The sequence below is a fragment of the Streptomyces sp. NPDC049970 genome (assembly GCF_040660235.1).
GTDB lineage: Bacteria > Actinomycetota > Actinomycetes > Streptomycetales > Streptomycetaceae > Streptomyces.
The window spans coordinates 272658-287326 of record NZ_JBFALP010000008.1; the positions used below are offsets into that span (position 1 = coordinate 272658).

Sequence of the window (14669 nt, forward strand, 5' to 3'; positions counted from 1 at the left end):
GAGCCGTGCGCCCGTGCAAGTGCGGCGTTCCGCAGTTGCACGCGCCTGCGTTTGTACGCCCTTGAGAAACACGGCCCCGATAGACAAACTCCAGTTCGGCGGCCGATTCCATGAGTGCACCGCGATCTTCCGTACGCACCCCATTCGAGAGAACTGAGCGCTGATGCCCGGACTTTCCCTGCGTCCCGACGCACTCGGTGTGCGAGGCCTCTTCAGTTTCCTCCGCGACCTGGACCTGGACTGCGACATCAACCCCTGCGCGGCGTGGATCGGCGCGCTCGACCCCGTCAGGGCCGAAGACCCATCCGGGGTCGTGGAGTTCGTCCGCGAGTTCGGCCTCACACAGGCGCTCGCCAACCTTCTCGGAGTCGACGAGGCCGAGGTGACGGCCACCTGTGTCGTGCACCGGACGCCCATGGACGGCGACAGCGACCGGCTCGCGGGTCCGATGTCGGACTACCACAACACCCGTCCGCTGCGGCTCGACGAGGCGGTGCACGTCGCGTGCTGGCCACGCGCCGACGGCGAGCACGTGGTCTTCGTCAAGCTGAACCACCTGGTCGTCGACCTGGGCGACGCGGTTGCCGTACTGACGGCGCTACGGGCCCATCTGCGCGGTACGACGCCCCGCCGCGTCGGCGCCCGATACCGCGACCACTCGGCGCTCGTCGCCAGGTACGCGGCGATGCCGCCCGCGGATCCGGAAGTGGTGGAGAAGGCGCTCGGCACGATCCCGGAACCGGGGCGCAAGGGAATCCCGGTGATCTCCGAATCGAGCGAGCGGTGGCTCCCGCTCCGCGGAGGCATCTCCTTCGACGACCTCCTCAGTGCCGTCACCGCCACCGTGCTCAGGACCATCGGCGGTGGCCTGGTGCTTCAGTACCCGGTCTCCCGCTGGGAGTTCGCGCGCAAGGGCGGCTACTTCGTCGAGATCAAACCCACGGTGGTGCACGGCGAATCGGCGGCGGACTACACACCGGAGTACTTCGGGCGCACCCGGAGCCACTACGACTCGCTCGGCCGTTACGGCCTCTCCGACCTCACGTCCTTCTGTGCCGGGCTCGCCCGCGCCCGGATGCCGCGCATCGTGGTGTCCGACACGACGCTCATGCGCCCCGAACCGGGGCTCTGGCGCTGGATCCCGGTGCGCAGCCACCGGATCTTCGAGGACCTGAAGTTCCTTGCCGACCGGTCCATGCCCGGCCCTCCGCTGCTGCGGCTCCAGTACAAGACCAGGTTCCTGCCGCCCGATGTCGTCGAGGACATCCTGGGTGAACTGGAGGAACGGATCGGGGCCGGTGGCGAGCCGGCCGGGTCCTCGCGATGACCGCTCGTACCTCGTCCGCTCCCGCGCCCGTGTCATCTGTCGTTGTCCTGCGGCTGGTTCAACCGGTTCAGCAAGTCGAAAGAGGGTGTTCTTCGTGAACCTGCCTGCGCTCGTCGCCTTCCACCTCGGGCGGCACGGCGTCCTGACGGCCCTGGACTCCGGCGCGCGGACCTGGTCGTACGCCGACCTCGACGAGGTCACGCGGGACCGCGCGGCCCAGCTGCGCGGACTCTGTCCGGACGGCGGGCGGGTCGTCGTGGTGGGCGAACACACCGCCGACGCGCTGATCTGGGCGCTCGCCGTGATGCGATCGGGGCTCGTCTACACCCCGCTCAACCCTGCACTGCCCGCGGAGCGCATGCGGGAGGCGGTACGGGTGGCCGCTCCCGGACTCGTCGTCTGCTGCACGCCGTCCTCGCTCGCGGCCCTGCGCGAGGATGCCGCGGCAGGTGGGGAGGGCGCGACCGGCCGCGTGCTCGGCGCCGACGACATCGCCCGGGCCGCGGCGGACGAGCCCGTACGGAGCGAGGCGGCGCGGCCGGACGGTGCCCCCGCGGTGTGGCCCGCCCAGGAGACGGCCTACTCCATCTTCACGTCCGGCTCGACCGGGCGGCCCAAGCTGGTGAACGTCGGCCACGCCGGGATCGAGAACCTCTGCCGCGCCCAGACCCGCCTGTTCGGCGTGAAGCCCGGACACCGGATGCTGCAGTTCTCCTCCCTGTCGTTCGACGCCTCGTTCGCCGAGATCATGGTCGCGGTGTACGCGGGCGCCCAGCTGGTGGTGCCGGCCTGGCGCGGCGGCTCGTGGCTCAGCTCGGTCGGCAGGCACCTGAGGGACAACGGCTGCGACATCATCACGGTGCCCCCCTCGGTGTACGCGCGCTTCGACGACGGGGCGCGCAAGGCCATCGGCACCGTCGTCTTCGCCGGCGAGGCCCTGTCCGAGGTCGAGTTCCGTGCCGCCGCGCGTCACAGCCGGGTGCTGAACGCCTACGGCCCCACCGAGGGAACCGTCTGCTTCAGCGTCGCCGAGCCGTCCCGCTTCACGGTCTCGATCGGCCGGCCCATCGACGGCTACACGGCCCGGATCCACGATCCGGCGCGGAACGCCTACGCCGAGTCCGGCCGCGGCGAGCTCGTCCTGGTCGGCGCCGGGGTCGCGCTCGGCTACGAGGCGGGCCCCGCGGACGCGGCCGGGCCGTTCACGACGGTCGACGGCACCCCCGCCTACCACACGGGAGACGAAGTCGATCTCCGGGAAGGCGAGTTGTACTACCTGGGCCGGATGGACGAGCAGATCAAACGGCTCGGGCACCGGATCGGACTGACCGAACTCTCCGGCTGGCTGACCCAGCTGATGGACACCTCGGTCGTCCTGGTGGCCGAAGGCACCTCACTGATCATGGCGCACGGAGCGGTGGACCGGCCGGAGGGAGACATCAGGTCGTGGCTGCGTGAACTGCTGCCACCGTGGGAGATGCCGGACGTCCTGCTCGCACTGCCCGAACTCCCGGTCACCGACAGCGGAAAGACGGACAAGGCCGCTCTGCGGGCCCTTGCCGCACGTGCCCAGGAGCAGGCGGCCGACGGCCCGGCGGGCACCCACGAGCCGCGCGGCGACGACGCGGAGACCGTCCGCACCGTCGTGGAACGGATCCTCGGCACCGGGATCGAACCGGCCCTCTCCATCTTCGACGCGGGCGGGGACTCGCTCGCGCTGGTGCGGATCCAGGTGGAGCTGAGCGAGATCTACGGCGAGGACCCGGTCCAGTCCGTCTTCGACCTGCTCAACTACGACTTCACCGTCGACGGCTTCGTGGCCGGCCTGCGAGGCCTGCCAGGGGCGCGCGCCACCCCCGAGCAGCAGGTGCTCGGCGCCGTCACCGCGGATCTCGCCGCGCTGCCGGCCGAGCTCGCCGCACTGCGACCGGCGGGCGCGGGCGCGGTGCGCCGCCCCGACGCGATCACCGTCACCGGAGCCGGCGGCTTCATCGGCGGCCACGTCCTCGACCGGCTGCTCGGCGGCGGCCGGCGTATCACCGTCGTCACCACGAGCGATCCGCAGCGGCTCGTGGAGCGGCACCGCGCACGCTTCGAGCGGGACCCGGCGGAACTCGCCGAGGTGGAGTTCGTCGGCTACGACGACATCGAGAGCATCGCCAAGGGCACGGCGCCCGGTGGGACCGCCCCCTGGGGCGCCGTCGTCCACTGCGGCTACCAGGTCAACCATCTGCTGCCGCTGGACCGCCAGCTCAGCGGCAGCGTGGCCACCACCGGCACGTTGGTGCGCGCGGCGGCCGCGCTCGACGCGCCGCGCTTCGTGTTCCTGTCCGCCGCCTCGGTCGGCCCGCACTTCGTGCCGCTGACCGAGGACGCGCTGGCGGCCGTCACCGACCCGTACTCGCAGTCGAAGTTCGTCGCCGAGGGGTACGTCGGCGCGCTGGAGAGCGGACACCGCGGTGCCGACCTGCTGCGCGCCGGGCTCGTGTACGGACACACCGGACGCGAGAGCGACTTCCTGGACCGGGACGTGTTCGCCCAGCTGCTACGGCTCTCGCTGCGGCACGGTGTGGCCCCCCGGCTCGAAGGCCTCGTCCCGGTCTGCCACGTCTCCGACGTGGTGGACGCCCTGCTCGCCGCGGCCGACTCGGACGGTCCGGGCGCCCGGACCGTGCTCGTACACCGCACCTACGACCGGGACGACCTGCTGGACGAATTCGGTCTCGGCTCGGCCCCGCTGCTGAGCCCGCAGGAGTGGCTCAGCACGGTGACGGAGGCCGACACCGCCGACGTCCGCATCCTGGCGGCGCTGCGACGGCAGCTGGGCGCGGCGGCGGGCTGGACCGAACCGGCCCGCGGCACGGACCGGCAGATCATGCGGGAACTCCGCCAGACCTACCTGGGAGCGTAGCGACATGGAAACCGAGAAGGGTTGGAACCGGGGGCAGCCCCTCGACCCGGCGGTCCTCGAGGACGAGATCAAGGCCGGTACGGAGCTCCGGGCGGGGGACTTCTCACGGTGGGAGCAGCCGGGCGGCCACTGCCTGCGGGAGGAGCTGACCGGCAGGCCGGAGCGGCTCTTCGTGTTCCGGCTCGGCGAGCACTGGTACGCCGGGTACAAGACGATCTCCGAGTACGTCCTGGACCGGGACATGCCAGGCATCTTCTGCAGCCGGGTGTACTGGCACAACATCGTCGGCCGGCTGGAGTCCTTCCGCACCTCGACGGCCGACGCGCGCGTCACCTTCCGTCCCCTGGACGAGGTGGCGCGGCGCGCCGTGTTCGACGCGATCACCCCCCTCACCGAGATCGTCCACCCCTTCACCAAGCTGCGGGAGCCGGGCAGGGAGAAGACGAGCCCGCCCGACGGGTGGCTGGTCAGCGACGAACGCGACGCCTTCCTGAGCATGGGGGAGGAGCACGTGCGCGAGTACACCAAGGACCTGTTCGGGCCGCGGTTCGGCGCACTCACCGAGGACGTCGTCGCCTACGACCCGGCCTGCTCGACCGGCCGGTTCCTCTCCGACTTCGCGACGCTGAACCCGGCGAGGATCAGGACGGTCGGCCAGGACCTGAGCCTGGCGATGACCGAGTACGCGAGGGGGCGCCTGGAGCAGGTGCACCACGGGGACGCCATGCACCCCCAGCCCGAGCCGGGCAGCGCCGGGATCGTCTTCAGCCGGTTCCTCAACTCCGAGGTGGTCTCGACGTCGCAGGCGCGGGAGATCCTCCCGGGCCTCGTCGCCACCCTGCGTCCCGGCGGCACGATGGTGCTGCTCGGCCACAGCCCCGTCCTGCTCGACGCCGTCGACCTCGCGGGAGCCGGGCTGCGGGTGCTGCGGACCACCGCGCGGCGTGACGACCACGTATTCCAGTACTACGTCTGCGAACTCGGAGGTTGATGTGGCCCTGTCGCTGAGGAAGAACGTCATCGCGGAGCCGGCCGTCGCCGGGTGGTACGCCTGGTCGTACCTGCTGCCTCCGCACACGCTGGCGAAGTACCTGAGGAACCACTACCGCAACATCGTCGAGTCCTACCTCGACAAGCCCGGGACGCACCGCACGGCGCTGAAGCAGGCCCGCTTCCAGGGCGGACCCTTCGTGTACGAGCAGGAGGGCTCGTACGACAGGATCAGGAGCTGGTACGAGTCCTCCCGCGAGCGCCTCGCACCGCTCGTCGAACTCGCCGACGCCATCGACGAGCTGGAGCAGAAGATCCTGCCCGAACTGACCGGCGCGTCCATGGAGCCGGTCTACCGCAGGCTGCCCGAGCCGCTGGCGGGGCGGATCGAGCTGTTCTACGGCCGGGACAACCGGACACCCGACTACCGGTTCATCGAGCCGCTGCTCTACTCGTCCCCGTACTTCGATCCGGGACTCCAGCAGGTCAGGTTCTCGCGGATCACCGCCGACGCGCGGAGGTTCGCCCTGACCACACCGGTCCTGGAGTACACCTCCGACCAGGTGCTGGTCACCGTCCCCCTGGACTCGGGGCTGCTCGACACGGTCTTCCGGGGCGGACTCGACCCGCGGGAGCTCGACCGGGTCACCGCGGAACTCGGCCTGGAGGGCGAGCGCGCCCAGACCTTCAAGGACCTCTTCGAGGAGGCCGGCGGGGCGCCCGCGACGGAAGGGGACGGCGAGGACGTCATCGAGTACGTCGGCCACGCCTGCGTGTTCGTGCGGCACCGGGGCACGACGTTCCTGGTCGATCCGGTGATCAGCTACAGCGGCTACCCGCACGGGAGCGACGGCAGGTTCACCTTCGACGACCTGCCCGAGCGCATCGACTACGTGATGATCACCCACAACCACCAGGACCACATGCTCCTGGAGACCCTGCTGAAGATCCGCCACCGGGTGGGGCGGGTCGTGATCGCGAAGTCCGCCAACTCCAGCCTCGTGGACCCGGATCTGAAGCGGATCCTGGGCAGTCTCGGCTTCCACGACGTGGTGGAGCTCGACGACCTCGACTCGATCGACACCCCCGGCGGCAGCATCACCGCGCTTCCGTTCCTCGGAGAGCACGGCGACATCCGGATCCGCACCAAGTGCGGCTGGCTGCTGGACCTGGACGGCACCCGGGTGCTGTTCGCCGCCGACTCCACCAACATCTCACCACGGTTGTACGCGCAGGTCGCGGCGAGTGTGGGACAGGTGGACACGGTGTTCATCGGCATGGAGAGCGTGGGGGCCCCGGTCAGCTGGCTGTACGGGCCGCTGTTCCCCGAGAAGCTGGAGCGCGCGACCGACGCGGGGCGCCGCCTCAAGGGCAGCAACTTCGAGCAGGCCGCGGCCATCGTCGACACGCTGGAGGCCGACTCGGTCTACGTGTACGCCATGGGACAGGAGCCCTGGCTCGGCGCGGTGATGTGCGTCGAGTACGACGAGAAGCACCCGGCGATGGTCGACAGCGACAAGCTCGTCGCGTACGTCGAGGAGCGCGGCGGCACGTCCAAGCGCCTGTTCCTGCACGAGAGGATCGAGGTACGCCGGTGAAGGCCGGGAAGCGGCACGTCGTCCACATCGGGTTCCACGCCTCGGAGGCCTCCGCGGTCGACTTCGAGGCCGACCACGTGACGGCCGTGATGGCACGCGGGAGCAGGGCGCGGCTGCCCGACGCGACGGCGTCGCGGTTCGCCCGGATCGCCCTGCTCGACCTGCCGGACTCGACGGACCTGGACACCTACGACCGCGCCTTCGACCGGATGCGCGAGCTCGTCGCAGAGCTCGCCGCCGAGTTCGGGCCCCCGGACGCGATCGTGGCGCTGTACGAGCACACGACGCTGCCCGCCGCACGGCTGCGCGAGCACTTCGGCGTGCCCGGCACGGGCGTACGGACCGCGCTGCTGTGCCGGGACAAGGTGCCGATGAAGGAGGCGGTCGCGGCGGCGGGGGTTCCCGTACCCCGCTACCTCGCGGTCGGACCGGAGACCGGGATCGACGAACTGGCTTCGTTCGCAGACCTGTTGCCGCCCGGGCCGATCGTGCTCAAGCCGCGCAGCCAGGGGGCCAGCATCGGGGTGCGCATCCTCGACGGCGCCGAAGAGCTGCTCGCCGTCGCCGCGGAGGGCGGCATCGAGGCGGGGTACGAGGCCGAGGAGTTCGTGGAGGGCTCGATCTACCACATCGACGGCGTCGTACGCGACTTCGAGATGCTCTGGTTCTGCGCCTCCCGCTATCTGGACACCTGCTTCAACTTCCAGCACGGCAACCAGCCACTCGCAGCCGTGACCTCGGACGATCCGGCCCTGGTGGCGCGGATGCGTGAGTTCACCGCGACCGTCCTGGGCGCCCTGGGACTGACGGACAGCACCTTCCACCTGGAGCTGTTCCACACGCCCGACGACCGGCTGGTCTTCCTGGAGATCGGCAACCGTTTCGGCGGCGCCGGCATCTCGTGGCACCAGCGCACGGTCCTGGGCGTCGACCTTGTCAAGGAGGCGGTACTGGCCTGCACCGGCCGACCGTCGGAACTCTCGTCACCCAGGACCATGCTGGACCAGCGGGCCCCCGGTGCCTCCGGATGGCTCTACATGCCGCTGGCCGAGCAGGGCCCCCGGCAGGTCCTCGACGTCACCGGGCTCGACGAACTGCCCGACTCGGTCGTGGGCGCGGGCATTCCCGAGACCGGCGCGGTACTGAACGGGAAGGGCGACGTCTGGCGCACCGCCGGCAGGTTCCTGGTCAGCGGGGACTCCTCGGCCTCGGTGGAGCACAGCATGGGCCGGATCGTCGACACCTACACACTCACAACGAAGGCGGCAGACCAGCGATGACACGCACCAGGCTCGGCACACACATCGGGGTGGTCGTCGACGACTACCGGATGGATCCGGCCAGTCCCGGATTCCGCGACTTCGTGATGGAGCTGCTGCTGCAGCACAAGGTGGTGTTCTTCAAGAGCCAGCACTTCAGCCCGGGGACCTTCCGACAGGCTGTGGAGCAGCTCGGCAGGATGGAGGTGCACCCCTTCCGTACGCAGGGAGAGGACGAGACGGTGATCACCGGGATCTCACCGTTCCAGCCGTACGACGAGTACCCGGAGATCACCGGCATCCACCACGACGAGAAGCACACCGGGAACCTCAACGCCTGGCACAGCGACCTCAACTGGCGTGAGGTCCCGCCCTTCGCGTCGGTCCTGCGGGCGGTGCAGATACCGCCCAGGGGCGGCGACACGTGCTGGGCGAACATGGGCAAGGCCTACGACTCGCTGAGCGACTCGCTCAAGTCGGAGCTCGACGAGCTGCGGATCGTCCACGACTGGGTGCAGATCTACCGCGCCGCGTTCAAGGACAACGAGGACGCCCTCCACACGATGCGGGAGAAGTTCCCCGCGCAGTCGCATCCCCTGGTGCTCGTCCACCCGATGACGGGGGAGAAGCTGCTGTTCTCCAACAAGGTCTCCGGCGTCCGCATCGAGGGCGTGGGCGACGAGGAGAGCCGCCGCATCCTCGACATGGTCCACCGCCTGGCCTGGCGACCGGAGTTCCAGTGCCGGTTCCGCTGGGAGGAGGGCGACGTCGCGATCTGGGACAATCTCGCCACCCAGCACTACGCGGTCTCCGACTACGCACCGCACGTCCGCAAGATGGAACGAATCACCCTGGAAGGTGTGCCGATCAAGTGACTCAGATCATCGTTGTCAACGGCGGGTCCAGCTCCGGCAAGACCGGGATCACCCGCTGCCTGCAGGCCGTTCTCCCCCGCCCGTGGATCAGCCTCGGAGTGGACGACCTCATCAAGGCCCTGCCGGCGAAGCTGATGCAGTCGGACGCGGGCGTCGAGCTCGGCGAGGACGGGGAGGTCGAGGTCGGCGCCGACTTCCGCGAGGCCGAGGCCGCCTGGACGGCCGGCATCGCGGCCATGGCGCGGGCCGGGGGAAGGATCATCATCGACGACGTCTTCCTGGGCGGCAGGGACTCGCAGGACCGCCTGCGCGCGGGCCTCGAAGGGCTCGACGTGCTCTGGGTCGGTGTGCGGTGCGACCCGGAGATCGCCACCGGCCGGGAGATCGCCCGCGGTGACCGGGTGCCCGGTATGGCGGCCACGCAGGCCGAGATGGTGCACAAGGGCGTCGTCTACGACGTCGAGGTGGACACCGGCCGGACCGAGTCCGTGAAGTGTGCCGAAGCCATCGCGAAGCACGTGGTCTGACCTGACCGCTGGACCGGACCCGGCCGGCCCGACCGGGCCCGGCTCACCCCGGCTCCGCTTCGCCGGCACGGCCGACCGTCCGCCCCTGGTCGGTCGGCCGTTCCGTGTCGCTGTGCCCGCCCCGAGGACTGAGAGGTCACGCGTGAAGAAGTTCGTCGTATTCGATCTGGACGACACGCTGGTGGACAGCGTCGGCGGGATCGACCGCTGGTTCGTCGAACTGAGCGAGCAGCGGGCCCTGGGGGCGGAGGGGCTGTCCTTCCTGCGAGCGGAGCAGCAGCGGCCGGTGTCTCCCGAGGAGACGTTCCGCGCCATCGTCGACCGGTTCGGGTTCTCCGAGTCGCCCTCCGAACTCCGGAGGCTCTTCTGGCATCGGTGGCCGCACCTAGTCCAGACGGTCGACGGCGTGCCGGAGAACCTGGGCAGGCTGCGCGAACACGGCTGGCGGACGGCGCTGTTGACCAACGGCCGGGAGGACCAGCAGCGGCCCAAGATGCGCGACGGACTGGGTGACTACTTCGACGTGCTGTGCTTCACCCATGACGAGGTGGCGAGCAAGCCCCATCCGGAGGCCTTCCGGATCGTCGAGCGCCGGGCCGGCACGGCGCTGAGGGGCGGGTGGATGGTGGGCGACTCCCTGGAGGACGACATCGAGGGGGCCGCTGCTCTGGGCATGTCGACGATCTGGGTTTCCGGCGGGAGGGACCTCCCGACCGGAGGAGTCCTTCCTGACGAGGTCGTCAAGACGGTCGACGAGGCCTTCCCGATCCTGTTGGCACGGGGCGCGCACACCTCCTGACGGGGATCGCCACGTGGAAGCGGTCGCCGGCTCACGGAAAACGCGCGGACGTCTTTTACTGAAAGAATGTCTATTCTTGGCCGCCACGTAGAGCCGCGTACGGTGCGAATGTATTAGCCGGCCCAGGGCCTCATCCCCCGCGAGGGTCCAAAATGCCGCGATGTGGGTCACATTTCCGACTCGAAGGGTCCGGTTTGGTCACACTTCGTGCCGCATATAGTGATGTTGATGGTTCGGCACTCCCCGCCTCCCGCCCCCGGTTTGATTCGGAGTGAAACTGGTTGACAGCTCTCCGTGGCTCGGCCAAGATCGGGCTTCGGATTGGCAGCTGTTGATTACTGTGTGTTGGCGTCGACGGATGCACCGTCCTGGCGCTACGGGGGAGGACTTGTGTCGCTCAAAATCTATCTGCTATTCCAGACATTCATCGAGCGCTTCCTCCTTTTCGCGATCCCTCTCATGGTTTTCCGTGCCACCGGGAGTGTCCAGTCCTCGGGTGTCTCCTTCCTGGTCGAGTGGTTGCCGACCATCATGGTGCTTCCGCTCACCGGAATCATCGTCGACCGATACGGTGTACGGAACGTCTTCGTAGGGTCGAACGCGATCCGACTCGCAGTCTGCTTCCTTTTCTTCGGCATTCTGCTCGGATCGGAGAGCGCTGCTGCCTACATCGTCGTCGGTGGCATTCTCTCCCTCTTCAACCTGTTCGCCTACGTCGCATTCGAGAAGCACATCACCGTGCTCGGCAGCGAGGACGAAGTGGCGAAAGCCTTCTCCTTCTTCCAGTTCAACCAGCAGGCGATGCAGGTGATCGTGCCCATATGTGGCGCCTGGATAGTCGTGCACCTCGCACCGCACCTGCTCTTCCTCATATCGGCGTTGGGCTACCTCCTGCTCCTGCTGCTTGCCAGGAGTATGCCGAGCGACGAACACCGGAGTCAGGTGTCGTTCGGGAACACGTTCGCCGCCATCAGGGACGCGTTCCGATTCGTCGCCGGCAGCGTGACCCTGCGCTGGCTCGGAATTCTGATGATGTCGACGAACTTCGCGTTCGGCCTCATGTACACGGCCCTTCCCGACCTCGTCCTGCACATCGAGGGGCGGTCGGAGGTGTATCTCGGGAGTGTGTACGGCCTGGCGGCGGTCGCGTCGTTCGCCTACTTCCTGTCGAGCTCCAAGATCGCTGAGAAGAAGCTGGTCGAGCCGCTGGGAGTCATCGCCGCCCTGGTGATTCCGGCCAGTCCGCTCCTGCTCGCCTTCTCCACCGGCGTACCCGTGCTCGCGTTGGCCTTCTGCCTGGTGGCGGGGCCCCTGGTGGCCTTCTCGGTGCATGCCCGAGTGGTCCGGAACGCGGCCATGCCGGCCGAGAACTACGCGCTGACCATCTCCATCACGATGATTCTCTCGCTCCTCGGCCTTCCCCTGGCGGGCGGCTACATCGCCCTCGCCACGTCCCGCCTCCCGGTGCCTACCGCCATCGTCTGCGCCTCAGCGGTCGCGCTGCTCGTGTCGGCGGTGAGCCTGCGCGCGATGCGACGCAGTCCTGTGAACGCCTGAGAGATTTTCGGTCTTGCGATGCACCGCATCCGACGTCCAGCGCCGATCCAACGGGGGATTGGGCGACAGCCCATGGCTCCGGACGCCACAGTTGAATGCCCGCTCCAGGAGAAGATGCAATGTCGGAAACGTCAGACCGCAAGCAGGAAGAAAGCTTCCAGATAGCGACAAGTTCCTTGCGGAACGCCGACTCGCCGCGTTTCGGAATCGACCTGGAGCACGTGCGAACACTCGCGGAGAGCGATGCCGAGTTCCAGCCGATCCTGGTGCACCGGGAGACGATGCGGGTGGTGGACGGAATGCATCGGGTGCACGCCATGAAGCTGCGTGGCCAACACACCCTGGCCGCACAGTGGTTCGAAGGCGACGGACAGGCCGCCTTCCTGCGCGCGGTCGAGTCCAATGTGCAGCACGGCCTCCCGCTGACACGCGAGGAGAGGAAACAGGCCGCGCTGCGCATCCTTCGCTATCACCCGGACTGGTCCGACCGCAGCATCGCCAGGATGAGCGGCCTGGGTGCCAAGAGTGTGGGCGCGATACGGCAGCAGTCCGGCGAGGAATGCGCGTGGCCGGAAGCCCGGATCGGCTGTGACGGCCGGGCCCGGCCGTCGAGCACCGCTGCGGGGCGCGCCGCCGCGGCAGAGGTGATCAGGCAGAATCCGACGGCCTCCCTGCGGGAGATCGCCCGGCAGACCGGCATTTCCGTGGGAACCGTCCGCGATGTCCGGCGACGCCTGGCCAGCGGTCAGGAACCGGTCCCGGTCAAACAGCGGAAAGGGTGTACCGACGACCGCGCGAGCCTCCCGGCCGTGGCGGATTGCCGCAACGCAGCCTCCGTCCCCGATCACGCGCAACGGATGAACCTGTTCGACAGACTCCGCAAGGACCCTTCGCTCCGGCTCAGCGAGAACGGCCGTTTCGTCCTGTACACCTTGCGTACGCAGTTGTGCAGCACGGAGGACTGGAAGCGCCTCGCCCCTGCCGTCCCGATGCACGGCAGGAGTGCCGTCGCCGAGATCCTCTCGGCCTGCGCGGACGATCTCATGGAGGTCGTCCAGGAACTGCGCAGGATCGAGGACTCGATGGCCGGCTGAGGCAGCCCCCGCACAAGGGGATACGACGGGGGAGGCCGCGGGTGGCCATGCCCGTCGCGTCACCGAACCCGGGGCCGGCGGGCGGGGGTGCTCGCGTGGATCGCCCCGGGTTCCGTGCTCCGGACTCCTGGCGGAAAAGCCTCCCGTACCACGCAGCCCTTGGCAGAGTGGGCGCATGACCACGTATGAGGCGATGCCGTTCCATCTCGAGACCGAGCGACTGGTACTGCGGCCGTGGGCAGAGTCGGACGCCGCCGAGTTCTGCGCCCTCCTGTCCGAGCGCGGTAACGGGACCCCCACGGTCGAGCGCATCCGGACGTCCATCGCCGAGCTGCTCGCCGCGACGGCGGACACGGGGATCGCCCTGCTGCCGATCCAGCGGCGGGAGGAGGGCGACTTCATCGGCTACTGCGGGCTGATCATCGGCCGTTCCACTCCGGAGGAACCCGAAATCGCGTACGAGCTGTTCCAGCGCGTGCACGGGAACGGATACGCCACCGAGGCGGCCGGCGCGGTGCTCCACGCCGCGGTCGCGACCGGGCGGAAACGGCTCTGGTCGACCGTCGGTGCGTGGAACACGCCGTCGCTCCGCGTCCTCGAGAAGCTCGGGTTCGAGCGCGATCACGTCTCCACGGAGGACAACGGCGAAGTGGTCTGGCTCACACGCTCGTTGCCGTGACGCGAGAGCGCGCTCGCGCTCCACCGCTGTGCCGCCGGGAACCCGCGCACCGGCCACTACGCGGAGCTGTTCCTGCCGTCGTCCTGACGCTCCGCACCGGCCTCGGCTGTGAGCCTGCCCATAGGTCCCGGATCACATACGAGCCGCGGTAGTAGGGCCTGTCGACCGGCCCCGCCTTGCCTGAGCCCATGGGCGGGCAGTCTCACCCCGCAGTACGTAGGCGAGTAGTAACACCGCCCGTTGCGGTCGTCCCGGCGTGCCGTCGACCATGGATCGAGTCCCGGGCGCCGATGCTCCGGACCGGTCGAGCGCCGCAGGCCCCGTGGTCAGGGGCCGCGCCGCGCACCGCCGCTCCGCAGGTCCCGCGGCTTCCCTGACGTCACCGCAAGGAGAGTGTTCTATCCGTACGTCCGCTCAGTCCCCGGCCCCCACCGTCCGTCTCCGCAGGTTCTCGGTTGCCGGATTGTGCGCCGCCGGAGCCGCGGGAGCGGCTCTGACCCTCGTCCCGTCCCCGGCGCACGCCTCGGAGCCGGCCTCGCACGCCGTGACCGCGTCCGTGGGAGCCCCGGCCGCAGGAGTCGCCGCGCAGGCCCACGCCGTCGCCGAGAAGACGGACAAGGCGTCCACCAAGCCGGCCGAGCTGGACCACTGGATCCGCAAGTCCCTCAAGATCATGAAGGCCGAGGGGATCCCGGGCAGTTACGAGGGTCTGCACCGCAACATCATGCGCGAGTCCGGCGGCGATCCCGACGCGTCCAACGGCTGGGACGTCAACGCGCAGAACGGCACGCCCTCCAAGGGGCTGCTGCAGGTCATCCAGCCGACGTTCGACGCCTACCACGTCGACGGCACCCGGCGGGACCTGACCGACCCGGTCGCGAACATCACCGCAGCGGCCAACTACGCCGCCGACAAGTACGGCTCCATCGACAACGTCGACTCCGCCTACTGAGCGTCGTCGGCACGCACGGCCACGCACCGGGAACGGGCGTGGTCGTGCGTGATGTGAGTGATGTGCGTGCCGACGGGCCTCCGGGCGGCGCTTTCCGCATG

General features: G+C 69.2%; 12 protein-coding genes. All 12 read left to right on the forward strand.

Annotated elements, in window-relative coordinates:
- The first annotated feature begins 163 nt into the window (after positions 1–163).
- Positions 164–1327: a hypothetical protein gene (locus AB0I83_RS17840; RefSeq protein ID WP_363305206.1), complete on the forward strand. Its 1164-nt coding sequence runs from the start codon at positions 164–166 to the stop codon at positions 1325–1327.
- A gap of 94 nt (positions 1328–1421) precedes the next feature.
- Positions 1422–4238 carry an AMP-binding protein gene (locus tag AB0I83_RS17845; protein WP_363305207.1) on the forward strand — a complete coding sequence of 939 codons (2817 nt, stop codon included), beginning with the start codon at positions 1422–1424 and terminating at the stop codon, positions 4236–4238.
- A gap of 4 nt (positions 4239–4242) precedes the next feature.
- Positions 4243–5229 carry a class I SAM-dependent methyltransferase gene (locus AB0I83_RS17850; RefSeq protein ID WP_363305208.1) on the forward strand — a complete coding sequence of 329 codons (987 nt, stop codon included), beginning with the start codon at positions 4243–4245 and terminating at the stop codon, positions 5227–5229.
- A gap of 1 nt (position 5230) precedes the next feature.
- Complete coding sequence (locus AB0I83_RS17855; RefSeq protein WP_356535592.1) at positions 5231–6826, forward strand: MBL fold metallo-hydrolase; 1596 nt, start codon at positions 5231–5233, stop codon at positions 6824–6826.
- On the forward strand, positions 6823–8106 hold the full coding sequence (locus AB0I83_RS17860; RefSeq protein WP_363305209.1) for a hypothetical protein: 1284 nt from the start codon (positions 6823–6825) through the stop codon (positions 8104–8106). The genes AB0I83_RS17855 and AB0I83_RS17860 overlap by 4 nt, the downstream gene beginning before the upstream one ends.
- A complete protein-coding gene (locus AB0I83_RS17865) occupies positions 8103–8960 on the forward strand; it encodes a TauD/TfdA family dioxygenase (protein WP_363305210.1) in 858 nt (285 codons plus the stop codon). Before AB0I83_RS17860 ends, AB0I83_RS17865 begins: the two co-directional genes overlap by 4 nt.
- Positions 8961–8965: 5 nt before the next feature.
- Complete coding sequence (cpt, locus tag AB0I83_RS17870; RefSeq protein WP_356535618.1) at positions 8966–9487, forward strand: chloramphenicol phosphotransferase CPT; 522 nt, start codon at positions 8966–8968, stop codon at positions 9485–9487.
- A 142-nt stretch (positions 9488–9629) separates the two neighbouring features.
- Positions 9630–10286, forward strand: coding sequence for an HAD family hydrolase (locus AB0I83_RS17875; RefSeq protein ID WP_363305212.1), 657 nt, complete (start codon positions 9630–9632; stop codon positions 10284–10286).
- A 321-nt stretch (positions 10287–10607) separates the two neighbouring features.
- A complete protein-coding gene (locus AB0I83_RS17880; RefSeq protein ID WP_363305213.1) occupies positions 10608–11843 on the forward strand; it encodes an MFS transporter in 1236 nt (411 codons plus the stop codon).
- A 119-nt stretch (positions 11844–11962) separates the two neighbouring features.
- Entirely contained in the window at positions 11963–12937 is a 975-nt protein-coding gene (locus AB0I83_RS17885; RefSeq protein WP_356535597.1) for a winged helix-turn-helix transcriptional regulator, read from the forward strand.
- 175 nt (positions 12938–13112) lie between these two features.
- On the forward strand, positions 13113–13616 hold the full coding sequence (locus AB0I83_RS17890; RefSeq protein WP_356844335.1) for a GNAT family N-acetyltransferase: 504 nt from the start codon (positions 13113–13115) through the stop codon (positions 13614–13616).
- 268 nt (positions 13617–13884) lie between these two features.
- Positions 13885–14568, forward strand: coding sequence for a transglycosylase SLT domain-containing protein (locus AB0I83_RS17895; protein ID WP_363305234.1), 684 nt, complete (start codon positions 13885–13887; stop codon positions 14566–14568).
- The last annotated feature ends 101 nt before the right edge of the window (positions 14569–14669 follow it).